General features: G+C 66.8%; 18 protein-coding genes. 9 read left to right on the top strand and 9 right to left on the bottom strand.

Annotation, left to right across the window (positions count from 1 at the left end):
- Positions 1–14: 14 nt before the first annotated feature.
- Positions 15–1,514 carry a glycerol kinase GlpK gene (glpK, locus tag ACIBJI_RS19145; RefSeq protein ID WP_397085076.1) on the top strand — a complete coding sequence of 500 codons (1,500 nt, stop codon included), beginning with the start codon at positions 15–17 and terminating at the stop codon, positions 1,512–1,514.
- 3 nt (positions 1,515–1,517) lie between these two features.
- Here the strand turns inward: glpK and ACIBJI_RS19140 are convergent, their stop codons facing one another.
- The 4 genes from ACIBJI_RS19140 to ACIBJI_RS19125 form a co-directional block, all read right to left on the bottom strand.
- Positions 1,518–2,693 (bottom strand): PLP-dependent aminotransferase family protein, encoded by a 1,176-nt coding sequence (locus ACIBJI_RS19140; protein ID WP_364355318.1) that lies wholly within the window; start codon positions 2,691–2,693, stop codon positions 1,518–1,520.
- A 75-nt stretch (positions 2,694–2,768) separates the two neighbouring features.
- Entirely contained in the window at positions 2,769–3,833 is a 1,065-nt protein-coding gene (locus ACIBJI_RS19135) for a hypothetical protein (RefSeq protein WP_364355321.1), read from the bottom strand.
- Positions 3,834–3,906: 73 nt separating this feature from the next.
- Complete coding sequence (locus ACIBJI_RS19130; protein ID WP_364355324.1) at positions 3,907–4,893, bottom strand: hypothetical protein; 987 nt, start codon at positions 4,891–4,893, stop codon at positions 3,907–3,909.
- Positions 4,894–5,364: 471 nt separating this feature from the next.
- The gene (locus ACIBJI_RS19125) at positions 5,365–6,768 is read right to left on the bottom strand and encodes an NAD(P)H-quinone dehydrogenase (RefSeq protein WP_364355327.1); all 1,404 of its coding nucleotides are present in this window, start codon (positions 6,766–6,768) and stop codon (positions 5,365–5,367) included.
- 125 nt (positions 6,769–6,893) lie between these two features.
- Between ACIBJI_RS19125 and ACIBJI_RS19120 the strand changes: the two genes are divergently transcribed.
- Positions 6,894–7,373 (top strand): gamma-glutamylcyclotransferase, encoded by a 480-nt coding sequence (locus ACIBJI_RS19120; RefSeq protein WP_364355330.1) that lies wholly within the window; start codon positions 6,894–6,896, stop codon positions 7,371–7,373.
- 55 nt (positions 7,374–7,428) lie between these two features.
- Here the strand turns inward: ACIBJI_RS19120 and ACIBJI_RS19115 are convergent, their stop codons facing one another.
- The 3 genes from ACIBJI_RS19115 to ACIBJI_RS19105 form a co-directional block, all read right to left on the bottom strand.
- Positions 7,429–8,559, bottom strand: coding sequence for a M20 family metallopeptidase (locus ACIBJI_RS19115; protein WP_364355362.1), 1,131 nt, complete (start codon positions 8,557–8,559; stop codon positions 7,429–7,431).
- A 128-nt stretch (positions 8,560–8,687) separates the two neighbouring features.
- Entirely contained in the window at positions 8,688–9,920 is a 1,233-nt protein-coding gene (locus ACIBJI_RS19110; RefSeq protein ID WP_397085073.1) for a M20 family metallopeptidase, read from the bottom strand.
- A gap of 93 nt (positions 9,921–10,013) precedes the next feature.
- Positions 10,014–10,718, bottom strand: coding sequence for an enoyl-CoA hydratase-related protein (locus tag ACIBJI_RS19105; protein ID WP_364355336.1), 705 nt, complete (start codon positions 10,716–10,718; stop codon positions 10,014–10,016).
- A gap of 836 nt (positions 10,719–11,554) precedes the next feature.
- Between ACIBJI_RS19105 and ACIBJI_RS19100 the strand changes: the two genes are divergently transcribed.
- Together ACIBJI_RS19100 and ACIBJI_RS19095 are read left to right on the top strand one after the other, a co-directional pair.
- Positions 11,555–12,334, top strand: coding sequence for a purine-nucleoside phosphorylase (locus ACIBJI_RS19100; protein ID WP_364346527.1), 780 nt, complete (start codon positions 11,555–11,557; stop codon positions 12,332–12,334).
- On the top strand, positions 12,335–13,852 hold the full coding sequence (locus tag ACIBJI_RS19095; protein WP_397085071.1) for a phospho-sugar mutase: 1,518 nt from the start codon (positions 12,335–12,337) through the stop codon (positions 13,850–13,852). It abuts the gene before it with no gap.
- Positions 13,853–14,120: 268 nt separating this feature from the next.
- Here the strand turns inward: ACIBJI_RS19095 and upp are convergent, their stop codons facing one another.
- Positions 14,121–14,744, bottom strand: coding sequence for a uracil phosphoribosyltransferase (gene upp, locus ACIBJI_RS19090; RefSeq protein ID WP_364346523.1), 624 nt, complete (start codon positions 14,742–14,744; stop codon positions 14,121–14,123).
- A gap of 154 nt (positions 14,745–14,898) precedes the next feature.
- Here upp and ACIBJI_RS19085 point away from each other — a divergent pair, with 154 nt between their 5' ends.
- The 5 genes from ACIBJI_RS19085 (at position 14,899) to ACIBJI_RS19065 (ending at position 18,501) form a co-directional block, all read left to right on the top strand.
- Complete coding sequence (locus ACIBJI_RS19085; protein ID WP_364346521.1) at positions 14,899–15,207, top strand: hypothetical protein; 309 nt, start codon at positions 14,899–14,901, stop codon at positions 15,205–15,207.
- A gap of 4 nt (positions 15,208–15,211) precedes the next feature.
- Positions 15,212–16,336, top strand: a complete 1,125-nt coding sequence (locus ACIBJI_RS19080) for a C40 family peptidase (protein WP_396957532.1) — start codon at positions 15,212–15,214, stop codon at positions 16,334–16,336.
- Positions 16,337–16,356: 20 nt separating this feature from the next.
- Positions 16,357–16,707 (top strand): hypothetical protein, encoded by a 351-nt coding sequence (locus ACIBJI_RS19075; protein ID WP_364346517.1) that lies wholly within the window; start codon positions 16,357–16,359, stop codon positions 16,705–16,707.
- A gap of 148 nt (positions 16,708–16,855) precedes the next feature.
- Positions 16,856–17,203, top strand: a complete 348-nt coding sequence (locus ACIBJI_RS19070; RefSeq protein WP_364346513.1) for a YbaB/EbfC family nucleoid-associated protein — start codon at positions 16,856–16,858, stop codon at positions 17,201–17,203.
- Positions 17,204–17,229: 26 nt separating this feature from the next.
- Positions 17,230–18,501, top strand: a complete 1,272-nt coding sequence (locus tag ACIBJI_RS19065) for a primosomal protein (RefSeq protein ID WP_364346511.1) — start codon at positions 17,230–17,232, stop codon at positions 18,499–18,501.
- On the opposite strand, the gene ACIBJI_RS19060 is transcribed toward ACIBJI_RS19065, so the two are convergent.
- The gene (locus ACIBJI_RS19060; RefSeq protein WP_364346509.1) at positions 18,502–19,599 is read right to left on the bottom strand and encodes an adenosine deaminase; all 1,098 of its coding nucleotides are present in this window, start codon (positions 19,597–19,599) and stop codon (positions 18,502–18,504) included.
- Between the last annotated feature and the right edge of the window lie 240 nt (positions 19,600–19,839).

The raw sequence follows: 19,839 nt of genomic DNA, 5'->3' as shown, positions 1-19,839 counted from the left end.
AGTAGCCTGCACGAATGCGTCGCTATGTGGCCGCCATTGATCAGGGCACGACCTCGAGTCGGTGCATCATCTTCGACCGGCAGGGCCGCGTCGTCGGTGTCGCGCAACGCGAGCACGAGCAGATCTTCCCGCGGCCGGGCTGGGTCGAGCACGATCCGGAAACCATTTGGCGCAATACCGAATTCGTGCTCGGCGAGGTGCTGCGGAGCACGGGGATCTCCGCCGCGGAGATCAATGCGGTCGGCGTCACCAATCAGCGCGAGACGACCGTGGTGTGGGATCGGGCCAGCGGCAAGCCGATTCATAACGCGATTGTCTGGCAGGACACCCGCACCGACCGTCTGGTCACCGAACTGGGCGGCGAATTCGGCGCGACACGCTACCAAGACCGCACCGGCCTCCCGCTGTCCACCTACTTCGCCGGTCCGAAACTGCGCTGGATCCTCGACAATGTCGAGGGCGCGCGAGCCAGGGCCGAGTCCGGCGAGCTGTGTTTCGGCACCATCGACAGCTGGGTGCTGTGGAAGCTCACCGGTCAGCACATCACCGATGTGACCAATGCGTCACGCACCATGCTGATGGATCTGCGTACGCTGCAGTGGGATTCACAGATATGCACGGAATTCGGGATACCGCGTTCGATGCTGCCGGAGATCCGCAGCTCATCGGAGATCTACGCGGAGATCGGCTCCGGCCCATTGGCGGGCATACCTGTCGCGGGCATTCTCGGCGACCAGCAGGCGGCGACCTTCGGCCAGGCCTGCCTGTCCCCCGGCGAGGCCAAGAACACCTACGGCACCGGCAATTTCATGCTGCTCAATACCGGCACAACACCGGTGTTCAGCAAGCACGGCCTGCTCACCACGGTCTGCTACCAGCTCGGCGATGAGGCGGTGGTCTACGCACTGGAGGGGTCCATCGCGGTGACCGGCTCACTGGTGCAATGGTTCCGGGACAATCTCGGCATCATTTCCGCCGCCGACGAGATCGAGCCGCTGGCGCGCAGCGTCGAGGACAATGGCGGCGCCTATATCGTCCCCGCGTTCTCCGGCCTCTTCGCGCCGCGCTGGCGACCGGATGCCCGCGGCGTCATCGCGGGCCTCACTCGCTTCGTCAACAAGGCGCATCTGGCGCGAGCGGTGTTGGAGTCCACCGCATTTCAGACGCGGGAGGTCATGGACGCGATGCGCGCCGACGCCGAATCCCAGCAGCTGCGACTGGAACTGACCACCCTCAAGGTCGACGGCGGGATGGTCGGCAACGATCTGCTCATGCAGTTCCAGTCCGACATCCTCGATGTGCCGGTGGTCCGTCCGGTCGTCAATGAAACCACCGCGCTGGGTGCGGCATATGCGGCCGGACTCGCCGTCGGACTATGGGAGAGCACCGATGACATCCGCGCCAACTGGGCCGCGGATAAGACCTGGCAGCCCGCGATGTCGGCGACGGACCGCGAAACCCACCTCGCCGCCTGGAACAAGGCCGTGGAGCGCACCTACAACTGGGTGGATTGACGACTATTCGGCCGCGCGAGCCAGCCGGTCGATCGCCTCCGCCAACGTCGCCGCGTCCGAAGTGGTGAAGCACATGCGCATGGAGTGGCTGTAGTCGGTGTCGACGGCGAAGGCCGAGCCGGGGACGAAGGCCACGCCGTGCTCCAGGGCTCGCGGCAGCAGCCGATCGGTGTCGGTGCCGTCGGTGAAATCCGCCCATACGAACATGCCGCCGGCGGCATCGGTGCAGGTAAGGCGTTCGCCGAAGCGGGTGCGTACGCCGTGCACGAGCGCCTTGGCGCGGTCACCGTAGGCGGTACGGACCGTGTCGACATGGCCGGTCAGCCAGGTCTCGTCGGTTAGCAGGTCGGCGGCGATCTGGTGGGTCAGCGCCGAACCGCACAGGTCAGCGCCCTGTTTCAGCAATTCGACCGCGCGGCAGATCCGCTCCTGCGCCACCATCCAGCCGACCCGCAGCGCGGGCGCGAGGATCTTCGAGGCGCTGGAAAGCCGAATCACGTTGCGGGAGTAGGTTGCCACGGGATCGGGCGAAGGCCGGTCGAACCAGAGCTCACCGTACGGATCGTCCTCGATCACCCAGAAACCGTGGCTGTCGGCGAGTTCGGCCAACTCACGACGACGCGGCGGACTCATGGTGACGCCACCCGGATTGTGGAAATTGCTCACCGTGTGCACGACCGCCGGACGCTCACCGCGCGCCAACAGTTCCTTCAGCACATCCAGCCGCATTCCCTCGGAATCCAAAGGGACCGGCACAATTCGCGCCCCGGCCGCCCGGAACACTTGCAGCGCACCGACATACGCCGGATCCTCGACAACAACCAGTGCACCCGGGTCCAGCAGCACCTCGGCGAGCAGCGAAAGCGCCTGCTGCGAACCATGAGTCACGAAGATCTCGTCGAGCCCCACCGTCCGGCCCAGCTTCGCCGACTCCCGCTGCCGCAGCACATCGCGAAGCGGAACCCACCCGGCCGACTCGGTGTACTGCAACACCGCAGAACCACGCAGCGCCGCATCTGCCGCCGCGGCGAGCCTTTCTCTCGGCATCAACTCCGCATCCGGCAAACCGCCCGCGAGGCTGATCACCTCGTCGCGCGCGGTCAGTTTCAGCAGGTCGCGAATCGCCGAGCTCTTCAGTCCGCCCAGTTTGGCCGCGAGCGGTGGATTGGTCGGCGACATGGAAAACCTCCCGAAATCAGCAGCCCACGTACCCTATCATGGGATGAATTTCAGCTGTAGGAAGCCATCGAGAGCTCAGACGCGCTCCCGGATGGCGAAGATCACGCTCTTGCCGTCCCGGACCACCGTGATGATGGTCTGCCGGTAGACATTGGTCGTGCCATCGGGCCGATGTTCGGTCAGATCCACCTCGAAGGTGTCGGCAGCGACCTCGGCAATCCGCAGGCAATGCGTGGTGCCGACCGGGATCTGTTCATTGATCGCCTGCTGGATGACCTCGGCCATCGACACATTCTCGGCATCCGGCGCGACGAATCTGCGCGCCCGCTCACCATTGCGGTCGACGTAGAACTCGTACTGGAAGCCGAGGATCGCACCCGGGCCGCTCGAGGTGTCGCCCTGCCCGTTGCCGCGGGTCACCTTGCCGTCTTTGCTCGCAGGGCAGCTCAGCGCGGCGGAGGTACTCGGCGGTGCGGGCGGCGCCGCCTTCGGACTGCCGTTGTCGTCGCGACTGACCGCGACGAAGGTCACCACCAGCGCCAGAACCACCACGAGCGCGGCGAGCACACCGAGCGCGATCCACCGGCCGCGCGAACTGTGCCGGGTCGGGGTCGCGGTGATGGTGTCGGAGATCAGCTTCGGCGCAAGACGCTTCGCGATCGGATCGTCGGCCCAGGACAGACCCGGCGGCTCGGACGGCGGCTTCGGCACGCCGCCGGATTCGGTCGGACTGTTCCACCAGGTGTCGCGCTGGCTCGCGGCAGGTGTCGTATGCCGCACGGTGGCCTCGTTGGGGTCCGGTTCGACCGGCGGTTCCGGTCGCCGCGGCGGCGGTGGCGGCGCATCGCCGAACACCGTCGTATCCGGCGCGCGGTACTGCGGGGGTGGTGGCGGCACCGTCGGCGGTTCGTCGGCGGGCCGCCAGATCAGCTCGGGATGATCGGTGGCAGGCTCGGGCACCGACCACTGCGGTCGCGCCTGACCGCCCGTCGGCGGACCGAATTCGCCTACCGGCGGGCCGAATTCGGAGACCGGCGGGCCGAATTCGGAGACCGGCGGGCCGAAATCGTCCAACGGGGGTCCGAATTCCGACCCGGACTGGTCGGATTCGTTGTCCCTGCCATCACCCTCGGAGCCCACACCAAATCCTTTCCCCAGGACACACGTGTGGGGCGGTCGAGAACGACCGCCCCACCCGTCGAATCAGCTCGTGTCAGTACTGGAGTGACCCACCCCACTGGGTGGTGACCCCGGCGACGTTGACCGTTTGCGGAGCCAGTTCGCCTGGCGGCACCGGAAGTTTAACTTGTGCGGCGGCCTCGAGGGCAGCCGCGCCGCCCGGCTGTTCCCGAATCCAGTGCTCGACAGCGGCCTTGGCCAGGTTGGCCTGGGTGGTGTCGAGGATGACCTCGGTCTTGTTGTCGGCCAGACCCTCACCACCGGTGTAGGAGGTGACCTTGACGCTGTTGGCGCCGACGTATTCGACCGACACACCGGCCTCGCCCTGACCGGTCGGGGTGCGGTACCCGATGGTGCCGACGTAGCCCGCAGCATTGTTGAAGTGGTGGGTGTTGGCCACGTAGCCGGGCGCCAGCGAGCCACCGTCGATATTGGCGCCGATCTCCTGGTGCGGGCCGTCCATCTCGACGACCGGTGCGGCGGGCGCCTGCTGGAAGCGCGGGGCCTCCCAGCGCGGCTGCTGCACCAGCGTGTCGGGCTGCGGCTGCTGCGGGGTCCGCGCGTTCGGACCGCTCGGGGTGTTCGCACCCGGTGCGGTGGTTCCGGGCTGCGCGGGCTTCGGAGCCTCCGCACCAGGCGCCGTCTCCGGCACCACGGCGGGGACATCGGGTCCGGTCTGGCCCGGAACCGGCAGCGGCGCGACGCGCGGGGTGGTGACACCCGGCTGAGTCGGCGTCGACAGCTTCGGATCCCTTGGCTGATTCGGCATGACCTGGTTCGGATCCGGCGTGGTGACACCCGGCTGGCTCGGCGTCGGCGTCGGCTTGGCCTCTGGCTTACCCGGATCCGGCTTGGTGGTCTCCGGCTGGCCCTGATCCGTCGGCGCGGTGCTGCCCGGATCGGCAGGCGCGGGCGCCGGAGTGGTCGGTGTGCTCGGCTGATCCGGAACTGCCCCCGCCGGCGCCGCGAAGAGCGTGGCCACGGCCGCCGCGGTGGCCAGCGGCAACGATGTGCTCGCCATCGCTCGCTGCGTCCGACTCGGCTTACGATGTTTCACTTTTCGCAATCCCTTTCCCGGGTGCGACCGACTCGGTCACACACAGTTTTCCCTGGTGAGACGCTTGGCCCCTGAGACAGGAGCGGCGAACGACCATGCGGCCGTTCGCCGTTCCCGCTGGAAAGGATCGATCCCCCCACACAGAACCCTCGCGATCGCCCGCCGATCGCATCTCTGCGGGAAGTGAACCACATGCGCGCCGGACTGGCAACGCGGTGAAAGTCCAGACAAGACAGTAAGACTCGGGGCACTCGAGATCGACCGCATAATCCGGCCGCAACGGAGCGAGTCTTACGAGCGACGTTCGCGGCCCGTCTCGCGTCCGAGTCGTCGAAGTGCATGCACCGCAGGCGCGAGTCTCGACGGCTCGGACGCGAGACACCGGGGGGCCGCGAACACGCAGCGCCGAAGGCGCTGCAAATCAAACACCGCCTGTTAATCCAGGTCGTCGTGACGCATCAGCAGCCGGGCCGCCTCGGTGACCGAGCCGGTCAGCGACGGATACACCGAGAACGTCTGGGCGAGATCGTTGACGGTCAGATTGTTCTGGACCGCGAGCGCGATCGGCAGGATGAGTTCCGAGGCGATCGGGGCGACGACCACACCGCCGATGACCACACCGGTCGCGGGCCGACAGAAGATCTTGACGAAACCCCTGCGCAGACCCGACATCTTGGCGCGCGGGTTGGTGTTCAGCGGCAGCATCACCGTGCGCGCGGGCACCTCGCCGTTATCGATGGCGGTCTGGCTCACGCCGACGGTCGCGATCTCCGGGCGGGTGAATACGGCCGAGGCGACCGTCTTCAGCCGGATCGGGCTGACGCCCTCACCAAGCGCGTGATACATCGCGATGCGGCCCTGCATGGCGGCCACCGAGGCCAGCGGCAGCAGGCCGGTGCAGTCGCCCGCGGCGTAGATGCCCGGCACCGAGGTGCGCGACACCCGGTCCACCCGCAGGTAGCCGCCGCGGTCGAGTTCGATGCCGACCCGCTCCAAGCCCAGGTCGTTGGTATTCGGGATCGAGCCGACGGTCATCAGCGCATGCGTACCCGTGACGGTTCGGCCGTCGGAGAGCTTCACCACGATGCCTGCGGCGGTGCGCTCTACCGCATCGGCGCGGGCGTGCTTGACCAGTTCGACACCGCGTTCGGCGAGTGCGTCCTCGAGCACGAGCGCGGCATCGGCGTCCTCACCGGGCAACACCCGGTCACGGCTGGAGACCAACTTCACCCGCACACCCATTTCGGTGTACGCGGAAACGAATTCGGCGCCGGTCACACCGGAGCCGACCACGACCAGGGTCTCTGGAAGTTCCTCCAGGTCGTAGAGCTGACGCCAGTTCAGGATGCGCTCACCATCGGGCTCGGCGCCGGGCAACACGCGCGGGCTCGCGCCAGTGGCGATCAACACTACTTCGGCCTCGATGGCCTCCTCGGTGCCATCGGGCAGGAGCGCGCGCACACGGTGCGCGGCCAGACCGGCGGCCGGATCGCTGAGCTGTCCGTGTCCGGTCAACACGGTCACACCCGCGGCCTGCACCTTGGAGCGGATATCGGAGGACTGGGCCAACGCCAGCGCCTTCACGCGCGCGTTCACCTCGCCCAGTTCGATCTGGGCCTGGCTCGGATCGAGGGTAATGCCCAGGTCACGGGCGCGACGCAGATCGGTGCGCACGCCGGTCGAGGCGATGAAGGTCTTCGACGGTACGCAGTCCCACAGGACGCACGCCCCGCCGATGCCGTCGCTATCGATCAGGGTGACCGTGGCTCCGTGTTGGGCCGCCACCAGTGCCGCTTCGTAACCGGCCGGTCCGCCACCGATGATCGCTATGCGGGTCATGGATACCTCCGCTCGAGCTATTCGACCGGGATCTCCGGTGCCGGTAAACAACGTTAGCTGGCGAACACACGGTCATCTCGCCGGGATAGAGACGATGCGCGCAAGTTATTGGATACCCTTGCGTCGTGCCGATCTACGCCGCCTACGGGTCCAACATGGACTCGTCCCAGATGCTCGAGCGCTGTCCGCACTCCCCCATGTACGGGACAGGCTGGTTGGAGGGCTGGCGCCTCACCTTCAGCGGTGACGACATCGGCTGGGAGGGCCCGCTGGCCACCGTCGTCGAAGAGCCGGGCGAGCGGGTATTCGTCGTGCTCTACGACGTATCGCCCGAGGACGAGCAGCGCCTGGACCGCTGGGAGGGTTCCGATTTCGGCATCCACCGCAAGATCCGGCTGCGCGTGGTGCCGAGCGCGGGCAGCGGTTCCGAACCCATCCTGGCCTGGCTATATGTACTCGATGCCTACGAGGGCGGGCTACCATCGGCGCGTTATATCGGCGTGATGGCCGATGCGGCCGAAAAGGCTGGCGCGCCAGCGGAATACGTGCACGCGCTGCGCACCCGAAACAGCAAGAACGTCGGACCTGGATTCTTCGGTAGCTGAACAGACGCGGAAGCGGCCGACCCCCATCGAGGGTCGGCCGCTTCCTTTGTCTTCGTCAGCTCGCGTTGAACACGATATTGCTGAGTACCCGGACACCGACGGCAAGCGCGCGCTCGTCGAGGTCGAAGGTCGGCTGGTGCAGATCCAACTGTTCGCCGTGCCCGGACCAAACGCCGAGGCGAGCCATCGCGCCCGGCACCTCCTCCTGGTACCAGGAGAAATCCTCACCGCCACCGGACTGCAAGGTGTCGGCGAGTGCGTCCGGGCCGAGCATGCGGATCGCGTCTTCGAACATCCTGGTCGAGTGCTCGTCATTGACCACCGGCGGCACACCACGGCGGTAGTTCAACTGGTAGCGCACCCCGGTCGGGGCGAGCAGGCCGTCCACGATCTCGCGCACCATCGGCTCCAGCAGCGACCAGGTCGCGTGATCGCCGGTGCGCACGGTGCCGGTGAGCATGCCGGTCTGCGGTATCGCATTGGGCGCCTTGCCCGCGCTAACCGCCCCCCAGACCATCACTGTGCTGGTGCGCGGGTCGATGCGGCGGCTGAGCAGCCCGGGCAGGCCGGTGATCACGGTGCCGATGGCGTAGACCAGATCGCTGGTCAGATGCGGACGCGAGGTGTGCCCGCCCGGCGAATCGAGAACCAATTCGATGGTGTCGGCCGCCGAGGTGATCGCACCGACCCGGATGCCCACCCGGCCGACCTCGAGGCGCGGATCGCAGTGCAGTGCGAAGATCCGGTCGACGCCCTCCATCGCCCCGGCGGCGACCATATCGATGGCACCGCCGGGCATCACCTCTTCGGCGGGCTGGAAGACGAATCGCACGCCGACCGGGAGTTCCTGATCGGCCAGTGCGAGCGCGGTGCCCAGCAGAATCGTGGTATGCGCGTCGTGCCCGCAGGCATGCGAGACGCCCGGGACGGTGGAGGCGAAGCTGAGTCCGGTGAATTCCTGCAGCGGGAGTGCGTCCATATCGGCGCGCAGTCCGATGCGCGGTGCATCCACCGGACCGATGTCACAGAGCACTCCGGTGCCGTTGGGCATCTTCTGCGGCGTCAATCCCGCCTTGGTCAGCCAGGCCGAGACGAACTCGGTGGTGGCGAATTCGGTGCGGGAGAGCTCCGGGTTCGCGTGGATATGCCGGCGCCACTGGATGAGGTCGACCGTGTGCTCGGCCAGCCAGGAATCGACCGCATCCGGTCCGACTTCCGCGGTATCCGATTGTGCTGCGCTCCCGTGGCCCCCCGTGGGCACGCGCGTCGCCGACACCGAGCGTGTCGCGTGCGCCGCGGAACGGCCAGTAATGCTCACCGAATGTCCTCCTGTCGTTGAACGAGCCGTTGCAACAACCTGTCCCTATGTATTTGATCGCGAGCTACGGCGATAGCGGTACGCGTGAGCGCGATCGCACCGTCGGTTACCGCACGATCGGCCGAGGCGTTGACACTCGCCGCGGCGAAGCCGGGCTGATGCGTCACCGCCCCACCGGCATCTATGCCGATGACCGGATGTATGCCCGGTATGACGTTGGTGACGTTGCCCATATCCGTACTCCCGAGCGGTCGCTGCGCCTCGAGTTCTGGTGCGATCGGCACCCGGCCCAAGTCGACGATCTGCTCACGATAGGCAAACAGTAATCCCGAATCGGGCGTCAGCTCGGTATATGTCGGCGCAACCGTCCGGATTTCGTGAGTGCAGCCGGTTGCCAGCGCACCCGCCTCGAAACAAGCCGACGCTCGTCGCATCAGATCGTCGAGGGATGCGGAGTCGACTGCGCGTAGGTAATACAGCAGTTCCGCACGTCCGGGAACGATGTTGGGGGCTACGCCACCGTCGCTGACTATACCGTGCAGTTGCTGTCCGGGTCGGAGATGTTGACGCAGCAATCCCAGAGCAACCTGCGTGACGGTCACTGCGTCACCCGCGTTGCGGCCCAATTCCGGGGCCGCACTGGCATGCGCCTCGTGGCCGTGGAAGACCACCGACAGATCCGCGAGCGCCAGCGAGCGCGCGTCGACGATATCGATCGGACCGGGGTGCACCATCATCGCCATCGCGACATCGTCGAAGACGCCGCGCTCGAGCATCAGCACCTTGCCGCCGCCGCTCTCCTCCGCCGGTGTGCCGAAGACGACGACAGTAATGCCGAGGACGTCGGCCACCTCGGCGAGGCCGAGTCCGGCGCCGACCGCGGATGCCGCGATGATGTTGTGTCCGCAGGCGTGCCCGATCTCGGGCAGTGCGTCGTATTCAGCGCAGATACCCACCGTGAGCTCGCCGGATCCGTAGGTCGCGCGGAATGCGGTAGGCAGGTCGGCGACGGGGGTCTCGATCGCGAAACCGCGCTCGGCCAGCGGCGCGATGGTCTTGGCGACGCTGCGGGTTTCCTCGAACGCCAGTTCCGGTTCGGCGTGGATCGAATGCGAGAGCGCGATCAGTTCGGGCGCGGCGGCCAGGATCGCGGCGTCCGCCGCCGCACCCGGGTGCGCGACGTGGTGGTCCGTGCGTGATTCGGGGTGCCCGCTGCGCGGTGGTGGCATGGCACACAGTCTGGCACTGCGCACAAGATCGGGCGCACCCTGCGCCCAGGGGCGATGTTGCCGCGCGGCGCAAGGGTTGTGATCAAGTTGCGGTTATCCCGGGGCGAACGCCAGATTCTCCGGAGTGGTCGGGATCGCGAGCCCGGCCAGCGCCTTGGCGTGCAGCGACCGCTTGATCACCGGCAGATTGGGCTTGCGATTTGCCGCGAGGGCGCCTGCGCGCTCGATCGCGGACTTCAGCAAAACATCAGCATCCGCCTTCGCGTCGACAATTCCCGCAGCGATGGCCTCGTCGGCGGCGAAGCGATGACCGGCGGTCATGGCCTGTACGCACACCTGGTTGGTGAGACGCTCGGTGAGCAGCGCGTTCATGCCGACGGTGAACGGCATGCCGAGGTGCACCTCGGGCAGACACCAGAAGCCGCGGTCGGCGCGCATCACCCGGAAATCGTGCGAAGTTGCCAGCATCGCGCCCGCACCGAAGGCATGACCGTTGACCGCGGCCACCGTCGGCAGCGGGAAGGTCAGCAGGCGGGTGTAGATGCTGTGTACCCGGTCGAGGTAGCCGTGCATCTGATCCAGGTTGCCGAACAGCCAATCGGTATCGAGCCCGTTGCTGTAGAACTTCCCGCTCGCCGTGGTGACCAGCGCCGCCGGCCCCTCGGACGCCTCGACCTGGTCCAACAGCCCGTGGAACGCATCGATCCAATCCGGATGGAAACGGTTCTCGCTGTCGGTCTGCCCCTCGTTCCCGAGGTAGACGACGAACACATCCCCTTCACGTTCCAGATACGGCATGCGTGCAGCGTAACGGGTGCGCAGCGCGACACCTACTCGCGGGTAGCTAACACTCGGCGGGTTGCGCGACAGCAAGCCGTGCTGCCGTCTCAGCTCCCACGGCGCAAGTCTGACGAGCGCCTTCGCGGCCCGTCTCACACCCCAATGGCCGAAACACATATGACACAGGCGCGGAACTCAAACCCCCGGCACGAGGGCATCAGCCGCTGAACAATCCGCCCTCAGCGACCACAACGAAGCGAGCCCTTACGAACGACCCGTTCGCGACCCGCCTCCCACCCCAATGGCCGAAGCACATATGACACAGGCGCGGAACTCAAACGCCCAGCATGACGGAATCGGGCGCTGAACAATCCGCCCTCAGCGACCACAACGAAGCGAGCCCTTACGAACGACCCGTTCGCGACCCGCCTCACACCCCAATGGCCGAAGCACATATGACACAGGCGCGGAACTCAAACGCCCAGCATGACGGAATCGGGCGCTGAACAAACCGCCCTCAGCAACCACAACGAAGCGAGCCCTTACGAACGACCCGTTCGCGACCCGCCTCACACCCCAATGGCCGAAACACATATGACACAGGCGCGGAACTCAAACGCCCAGCACGCGTGCATCAGGTGCTGAACGTCCCCGCCATCACCAACCACCACGGAGCGAGTCTTACGAGCGACCGTTCGCGGCCCGTCTCGCGTCCGAGCCGTCGAAGCGCATGCGACGAAGTCGCGAGTCTCGACGGCTCGGACGCGAGACACCAGGGGGCCGCGAACCCGCCGCGCCGCAGGCGCGGCAATTAGACCCAGCCGCAGGCGCGGCAAATCAGATACGGTGACGGCATGCTTGCCGAACAGGCCGCGAGGGCGATCGCCGAACGTACGGGAGTGGAGCGGCACCGGGTTGCGGTGGTGCTGGGATCGGGCTGGCAGGAGGCAGCCGCGGAGATCGGGACGCCGTCGGCGTCGGTGCCGATGCCGGAACTGCCCGGGTTCGGGACGCCAAGTGCGCAAGGGCATGTCGGGATTGTGCATTCGGTTGCCGTTGATAACACGCCTGTGCTGCTGCTGATGGGGCGTCAGCATCTGTACGAGGGCTATCAGCCGGGCGATGTCGTGCATCCGGTGAGCGCGGCGATTGCGGCGGGCGTGGAGACCGTGGTGCTCACCAATGCGGCGGGCGGGATCCGGGACGGACTGCGCGTCGGCGAGCCGGTGCTGATCAGCGACCATCTCAATCTCACCGGCCGCACGCCGCTGGCGGGTGCGACCTTCGTCGATCTCGTGGATGCGTGGGATCCTGAATTGCGTGCGCTGGCGAGGGAAATCGACCCGAGTCTGACCGAGGGCGTGTACGCGGGCCTGACCGGACCGCAGTACGAGACGCCGGCCGAGATCCGGATGCTGCGCACTATCGGCGCGGATCTGGTGGGCATGTCGACGGTGCTCGAGGTGATCGCGGCCCGTTCGCTCGGGGCCCGAGTGCTCGGTATTTCGCTGGTCACCAACCTCGCCGCGGGCGTCACGGGTGCGCATCTCTCGCACGCCGAGGTACTCGCCGAAGGACGTGCGGCCGCACCGCGTCTCGGCAAACTGCTGCGCGGCGTACTGGAACGGCTCTAGATGCTGCGCTTCGGTACCGCCGGGCTCCGTGGGCCGCTGCGAGACGGGCCCGACGGCATGAACCTGGACACGGTGAGCCGGGCGACCGCCGGACTCGTGGACTGGTTGCGCGGTCGCTGTCTCGGCGGCGGCGCGGTGGTTGTGGGGCGCGATGCCAGGCACGGCTCCGGCGAATTCGCCATCGTGACCGCGGAAATCCTTGCTGCCGCGGGCTTTCCGGTGACGCTGCTGCCGCGGCCGCTGCCTACCCCGGTCGTCGCCTACGCGGTGCGTGAGCTGGGAGCCGTTGCGGGAGTGCAGATCACCGCATCGCACAATCCGGCGACCGACAACGGCTACAAGGTGTATCTGGACGGCGGTTCGCAACTGATCGCACCGGCCGACACCGAGATCGAGCGCTGCATCGAGGCCGTCACCGACCCGATCGCCCGCACGCCCGTCACACCGGCCGCAGATGATGTGGTGCGCCGCTATATCGATCGGGTGGCCCGGCTGCCCGAGTTGATCGGCGGTCCCGGTGAGCGCTCCGATGTCCGGATCGCGTTGACGCCGCTGCACGGGGTCGGCGGCGATACGGCGGTGGCTGCCCTCACCGCGGCGGGGTTCAAGCATGTGCACGTGGTCGGTGCGCAATTCGCGCCCGATGCCGACTTTCCCACCGTCGCCTTCCCGAATCCGGAAGAGCCCGGCGCCACCGACCTTTTGCTCGCCACCGCCACCCGGATCGGCGCGGATCTCGCCATCGCGCTCGACCCGGACGCTGATCGCTGCGCCATCGCCATACCCGAGAATCACGACCCGGACGGCGACGGTGGCTGGCGCATGTTGCGCGGCGACGAAACCGGTGTGCTGCTCGGCGATTACGTGCTGCGGACCGCGCCGCCGGATGCACTGGTGGCGACCACCATCGTGTCGTCGCGACTGCTCTCGAAACTCGCGGCCGCCCGTGGCGCGCGGTACGCGGAAACGTTGACCGGTTTCAAATGGCTGGCCCGCGCGGGCGATGGTCTGGTCTACGCCTACGAAGAGGCAATCGGCCACTGCGTGGACCCCGTCGCGGTCCGCGACAAGGACGGCATCTCCGCGGCGGTGCTGGCCGCCGATCTCGTCGCCCGTCTGAAGGCCGCGGGCCGCACCCTCGCCGACGAACTCGGCGACTACGCGGTCGAATTCGGCCTGCACGCCACCGACCAGGTGTCGCTGCGCCTACCCGACCCGGCAGCGGCCGCGGACCTCGTGAACCGGCTGCGCATCGCCCCGCCCGACGAAATCGCGGGCGAGCCGGTCGAATACACCGATCTGCTCCAGGTGCGCGGCCGAATGCGCACCGACGCACTGATTTTCGAGGGCGCCAGCTCTAGGATCGTGGTCCGGCCGTCCGGCACGGAACCGAAACTCAAGTGCTATTTGGAAGTGGTCGAGCCGGTCGCCAGCCGGGACGTACTCGCGCCCGCGCGAACCTCGGCTGAGCGACGGCTTGCCGAGTTGCGGGAATACTGCGGGCGACTCGCGCGATAGCCGACGGGGCGGCTTGGCCTGCTGCCGGACTCTGTTGGCCACGCGGTCCTGTCGTCCGGCACCGACTTCTCGAGGTTTGCCGCCCCCGGATAGCTCGCCGTTGCCGTGCTGGTCCCATCGCGTGCCACACCCGGCTCACCTTCCAGCTAACTCGTTGTCGAGGGTAGTCAATTGGTGGCTGTGGGTGGGTTTTTGAGCAACCATTCGACTACCCTCGATGGGGTGAGCCGCCATTTGGCTCGGCTCGATGGCGGCGGTGTCGGTGGGGTTAGCGGGGGCCGAATTGGCGGTCACCGGCGTCGCCTAGGCCGGGGACGATGTAGGCGTCGGAGTTGAGGCCCGAGTCGACGACTGCGGTGATCAGGCGCACGGGGAGTCCCGAATCACCAAGGGCGGCAATGCCTTCGGGTGCCGCTACCACACAGACCGCGGTGATGTCGGTGGCGCCGCGAGCGGCGAGCAGTTGCAGGGTGTGGCGCATCGAACCGCCCGTGGCCAGCATCGGGTCGAGCACGAAGACCGGCATCTCGGACAAGTCGGCGGGCAGCGATTCCATGTACGGCACTGGCTGATGGGTGGTTTCGTCGCGGGCGATACCGACGAAGCCGACCCTGGCGTCCGGAATGAGTTCGGCGGCCGCTTCGACCATGCCGAGCCCGGCGCGCAGCACCGGAACCAACAGCGGCGGCTGCGCCAATCGCGTTCCCTCGGTGTCGGATACCGGTGTGGTGAGCGGGAAGTGGACCACCGGCGCGTCGCGCAGCGCCTCGTAGATCAGGATTCCGGTGAGATCGCGCAATGCCGCGCGGAAGGCCGGATTGGCCGTTCCCACATCGCGCATCGTGGTCAGCAGGGCGGCGGCGAGCGGATGGTCCACGGTGTGCGTGCGCATGAGGGAACGATAAGGTCGAAAACGAGTTCGGCGGCGAACCTCCACCCGAATTTTTTTCGAACGGCTGGAACCGATCGGCAAGGCAGCGCGTCGAACTAGGTGGATGACGTACTCTGCCTGGGAACGAACAGATGGGGGAAGCACTATGCGAAAGATGTCGGCCGACACCGAGGGCATCACCGCCTACGGCGCGACCGCCGCGGCCATGTCCGGCGATCTCGCCACCGCGGGAGTGAGCGCCGCGGCCGCCGATCCCACTCTCCTCGGCCCGATCATGGGCTTGATCGGCGGCGATTTCATGGCCGCCTACGCCGCGGCACATGCCGGGCACGTTGCTTCGATCGGTCAGTTGTCGGCAGTGCTCGCGAGTATGGGCGGTACGGCAACATCTTCGGCCGTCGTCCTCGAGGAGACCGACCTGAACAATGCCGCCGGGCTGAATGCCACCGGCCTGGACGGATGACGCCGTGATCGATGTCAGCGCCCTGGTTCAGCCACTGCTCGATCTGCTCTCCAGCTTCGGCACCGGCGTCCTGCCCACCGGCGGACCCGCCGACGCACTGACCTCTACCTCGACCGCCGTCGACCAGGTGCACGCGGTCGGCCGCAACAGCATCAACCAGGTGAATAACGCATGGGACGGTGCGGCGGCTGATGCCGTCACCGCGAAGGCGCTGCGGGTGCAGACCTCGGCCGCCACCATTTCCGACCGCGGCAACGATATGGCCACTGTCGTGAATCAGGCTGCCGCCCAGGTCGAAACGGGCCAGAAGGAACTGAACGGGATCGTCCAGTCCTTCGTGAGCCAGGCCACCAGTCTCGGTCCTGCGCTGGCCACACCGGAGGGGCTGACGGTGCTCGTCGGCTCCGCGATCGACCACATCGGTCAGGGGCTGAATGTGGTCGGCCGGGTACGCAACGAACTCGATACCCAGACCGCGTCGATGAACGAGCTGACTCCCGCGCCGTCGACGCCGTCGCTGTCCAATGTCGCCAGCACGGTCGGCACCGCCACCCAGGGCGCCTCGCAATTGTCATCGACCGTGAGCAGTGTCGCGAGCGGCGCGGGCGGCATGCTCAGTAGCCTGATGAGCACCGCGAGCAAAGCCAGCACCACGACTGCGAGCACGGCGTCGAGTTCCAAACCGAGTACGAGCACCGCGACCGGGACCGGGCAGTCGTCGGCCTCCGGCAAAGGCGTAAAGATCACCCTGCCCGACGGCAGTGTCGTGGAAGCCCCGAACGAGAAGGCGGCCACGGCGGTCAAGGCGGCCATCGGCGCGGTCGGCACGCCCTATGTGTGGGGTGGCAATACACCCGGCTCCGGACTGGACTGCAGCGGTCTCACCAAGTACGCCTACGGCGAGGCCGGTGTCGATCTGCCCCGACTGGCCCAGGAACAGGGCAATGGCCATATGCAGGTGTCGCCGGGCGATCTGATGCCGGGCGATCTGGCAGTGTGGGATGGCCACGTCGCGATGGTGATCGGCAACGGGCAGTTCGTCGAGGCCGGTAATCCGGTCCAGATCAGCTCGGTTCGAACCGACAACATGGGCATGAACTTTCATGGCTTCTACCGGCCGACCTCATAAATGAGCGGAGCGAACGAATAATGTCCCAGCCCCAGACCCCACCGATACCCAACGTCACGGTGGCGGCGAGCACCAACCGATCGGGCACCATCTCGGTCCGTGCCACCGATCAGGGCATGCCGATCGAGATCAAGTTCGAGCGCAGCGAATACCGTTACGGCGCACAGACTCTGGCCGACGAGATCCTGCGACTGACCAAACGTTCCACCGTTGCCGCCCGAGCCCGCCGCCGCGAACTGCTCGCCGAGGCGGGTATGCCCGCCGACATCCTGGACAAGCTCGGCCTGCCGACACGCCAGGCCGCGGTGGACGAACTGGACCGGATCGATGACGCGGACACGGGACCGACGAGCTGGATGAGGCAGGTTTGAGCGAGCGAATCATGGACACAGCTGCCACAGCAGTCATGCCGGAGGCGAGCGCCAGCGAGGCGCAGGCCATGAGTGAGCGAAGCGAGCGAATCATGGACACAGCTGCCACAGCAGTCATGCCGGAGGCGAGCGCCAGCGAGGCGCAGGCATGAGTGCTGAGATGGACGCGTTGGTTGCCAACGCGACGGCGAAACTGGAAGCCCTCGAGGCCGCACTGTACGGCCTCAAGCAGGTGCATGGCCGGTTCCGGACCGAGGACGGGACGGTCAGCGTCGAGGTGAACAGCGACGGCGCGCTGGTCGCCCTGAGCCTGTCGGAGTCGGTCACTTCGCTGCCGCCCGCCGAGGTCGGTCAGCTGATCGTATGGGCCTGTCGGCAGGCCGCTGAGGACGCCGGCACGCAGCGATCGAAGGTCGTTGCGACACTGAACGAGTCGTTCGCGGTCGCGCCGGAGGGTGATTCGGGAAGAGTTGGGGGCGGGCCGGATAGTCACTGACTCGGAAGGTCGATAGGCTTCCGCACATGGCTTCTGGAGACATCGTCCCGATCGAGCTCGGCCTGACCGACGGCGATCTCGTCACCCTGTGGGCACCGCGCTGGCGCGACGGTGATGACGAGTGGGAGGCGTTCCTCGGACATGAGGACTCCCTCTACGGTTTCGAGACCGTCGCGGAGCTGGCCGCGTTCATCCGGACCAACTCCGATAACGATCTCGTGGACCATCCGGCGTGGAAGGTCGTGGCCGGGCTGTCGGCGGCCGAACTGGAGCCGGAGGAGAACTTCACCTTCGATCTGGTCGGGGTGCCGGAGCTGGTCGCGGGCGATCCCGACGTGGACACCATCGCCGAGCTCGACGACACGCTCAGCATGGTGCGCAATATCGGTGAGGTGTGCGAGCTGGAGACGGTGACCAAGTTCTTCGGCTCCCATCCGGTGGTCGGCGCGCTGGCCAGCGGCGTGAGCGCCTTCGTCGGGCGCGACGGCGAGGAGCTGTGGGATCAGATCGGCGCTGCCATCGCCAAGGGCTGGGACGACGTCCTCGACGCCATCGACTCTGTGGTGCAGACCCCCGAGGTCGATGCCGAGGCGGTCGCGGTCGCGGAGGCCGAGTTGCTCGCCGCGGAGGAGAACGTCGTCGACGCCGATGACGCGGCCGACAGCGAGGAGGACGAGGAGTTCGAATCCGTCGACCTCGATGCGGAGGACGAGGAGGAGGACGAAGAGGGGGAGGACGAGGAAGACGAGTCGTTCTGGCATGAGGTCGGCATCGACCCGGTCAAGATCGTCACCTCCGACGGCACCTACTTCACGCTGCGCTGCTACCTCGACGACGAGCCGATCTTCCTCGGCAAGGACGGCTCCATCACCGTTTTCGGCTCCGAGCGCGCGCTGGCCCGCTACCTGGCCGATGACCATGAGCACGAGCTGGCGCGGGTGAGCACCTACACCGATGTGCAGACCGCCGCCGTCGACGGTTCGCTCGAGGTCGAGGTGACCGACGAGAACGTCTACGTGCTGCCCGGCCTCGCCGACGACCTGGCCGAGGGCCCGGAGGCGGTCGATATCGAACAGCTCGATCTTGCGGTCGAATTGTTCACCGACGCAGCCGATTACGCCGACGACGACACGGTGGAGCAGGCGCTGGCGCAGTCCACCCCGCTCGGTTGGTATGTCTCCTACCTGCTGAACCCGGACCCGACCCGCCTGGCCCCCAACCCGCCGTTCGCCGCGGAGGCCCAGAGCTGGCGGGACCTGGAGCGCAACTTCGAGTCCCGGCTCACGCAGGAGAAGTAACTAGCCGAGCAGTACGGCATAACCCGGTTTGATGATGTCGTCGATGATGCGCAGGCGTTCGGGGAACGGGATGAACGCGGACTTCATCGCGTTGATGGTGAAGCGTTCGAGGTCGCTCCAGCCATAGCCGAAGGTGTCGACCAGCTTGAGCATCTCCTGGCTCATGCTGGTGTCGCTCATCAGGCGGTTGTCGGTATTGACGGTGACGCGGAAGCGCAGCCGCGCCAGCAGATCGAACGGATGCTTGTCGAGTGAGGGAACCGCGCCGGTCTGCACATTCGAGGATGGACAGAGCTCGAGCGGAATTCGCGCATCCCGCACATAGTTCGCGACCAGGCCGAGCTGCGCGTCTTCGATCGCGCCGGAAACGGTGATGTCATCGGTGATCCGCACACCGTGGCCGAGCCGGTCACATCCACAGAATGCCAGCGCCTCGTGGATGGACGGCAGCCCGAACGCTTCACCCGCGTGAATGGTGAAGTGCGCGCTATTGGCACGCATGTATTCGAAGGCGTCCAGGTGGCGGCTGGGCGGGAAGCCCGCTTCCGCGCCCGCGATATCGAAACCGCCGACGCCACGATCGCGCCACCGCACCGCGAGTTCGGCGATCTCGCGGGAACGTGCCGCATGCCGCATGGCGGTGAGCAGGCAGATCACCACGATCGGGTGACCGTCTCGGGCCGCGGCTGCCGCGCCCTCGCGGAATCCGGCGAGAGTGTGCTGGACCACCTCGTCCAGGGTGAGGCCGTCCTCGAGATGCTGTTCGGGAGCGAAGCGCACTTCGGCATAGACCACACCGTCGGCGGCGAGGTCTTCCGCACATTCCCGAGCCACGCGGCGCAGGCCCTCGGGGGTCTGCATTACCGCGACGGTATGCGCGAAGGTCTCCAGATAAAGTTCGAGCGAGCCGCTGTCGGCCGCATCGCGGAACCACGCCGCCAGCTCGGTCTCATTGTCGGCGGGTAGGTCGTCATAACCGCAATCGGCGGCGAGCTCCAAAACCGTCGCGGGCCGCAGACCACCGTCGAGATGATCATGCAACAACGCCTTGGGAGCTTGGCGGATCGAGGCAAGGGTCAAAGGCATCGGTCCTGTCATGACCACACGTTAGCCGCACCAACCCATTCATGCGGCTGTGATTGCGCTCTCCGCCATCCCCACTCGAGACATAATCGGCAACTTCCCTGCTCGAGTAGCCGATTGCCACACCTCGAGTACCGGAAAGCCCCTTTGACCAGCCAAGAATTAACGTAGCGGTCGGTTTCCTGCCTGCTTGCCGCAAACCTTTGCCCACCACCTCGGTGCGTTCGAACCCCCCGGGCAAGTCCGTCCGCAGCA

The sequence above is a fragment of the Nocardia sp. NPDC050408 genome (assembly GCF_044458905.1).
Taxonomy (GTDB): domain Bacteria; phylum Actinomycetota; class Actinomycetes; order Mycobacteriales; family Mycobacteriaceae; genus Nocardia.
Note: the sequence above shows the minus strand (reverse complement) of the source record. Positions and strands in the feature narration are given on the sequence as shown.

Excerpts from the sequence above, each read along its gene's own strand:
- glpK (WP_397085076.1), top strand. The coding sequence starts at position 15 with ATGCGTCGCTATGTGGCCGCCATTGATCAGGGCACGACCTCGAGTCGG.
- ACIBJI_RS19140 (WP_364355318.1), bottom strand. The coding sequence starts at position 2,693 with ATGTCGCCGACCAATCCACCGCTCGCGGCCAAACTGGGCGGACTGAAG.
- ACIBJI_RS19130 (WP_364355324.1), bottom strand. The coding sequence starts at position 4,893 with ATGGCGAGCACATCGTTGCCGCTGGCCACCGCGGCGGCCGTGGCCACG.
- ACIBJI_RS19125 (WP_364355327.1), bottom strand. The coding sequence starts at position 6,768 with ATGACCCGCATAGCGATCATCGGTGGCGGACCGGCCGGTTACGAAGCG.
- ACIBJI_RS19110 (WP_397085073.1), bottom strand. The coding sequence starts at position 9,920 with ATGCCACCACCGCGCAGCGGGCACCCCGAATCACGCACGGACCACCAC.
- ACIBJI_RS19105 (WP_364355336.1), bottom strand. The coding sequence starts at position 10,718 with ATGCCGTATCTGGAACGTGAAGGGGATGTGTTCGTCGTCTACCTCGGG.
- ACIBJI_RS19100 (WP_364346527.1), top strand. The coding sequence starts at position 11,555 with ATGCTTGCCGAACAGGCCGCGAGGGCGATCGCCGAACGTACGGGAGTG.
- ACIBJI_RS19095 (WP_397085071.1), top strand. The coding sequence starts at position 12,335 with ATGCTGCGCTTCGGTACCGCCGGGCTCCGTGGGCCGCTGCGAGACGGG.
- upp (WP_364346523.1), bottom strand. The coding sequence starts at position 14,744 with ATGCGCACGCACACCGTGGACCATCCGCTCGCCGCCGCCCTGCTGACC.
- ACIBJI_RS19085 (WP_364346521.1), top strand. The coding sequence starts at position 14,899 with ATGTCGGCCGACACCGAGGGCATCACCGCCTACGGCGCGACCGCCGCG.
- ACIBJI_RS19075 (WP_364346517.1), top strand. The coding sequence starts at position 16,357 with ATGTCCCAGCCCCAGACCCCACCGATACCCAACGTCACGGTGGCGGCG.
- ACIBJI_RS19070 (WP_364346513.1), top strand. The coding sequence starts at position 16,856 with ATGAGTGCTGAGATGGACGCGTTGGTTGCCAACGCGACGGCGAAACTG.
- ACIBJI_RS19065 (WP_364346511.1), top strand. The coding sequence starts at position 17,230 with ATGGCTTCTGGAGACATCGTCCCGATCGAGCTCGGCCTGACCGACGGC.
- ACIBJI_RS19060 (WP_364346509.1), bottom strand. The coding sequence starts at position 19,599 with ATGACAGGACCGATGCCTTTGACCCTTGCCTCGATCCGCCAAGCTCCC.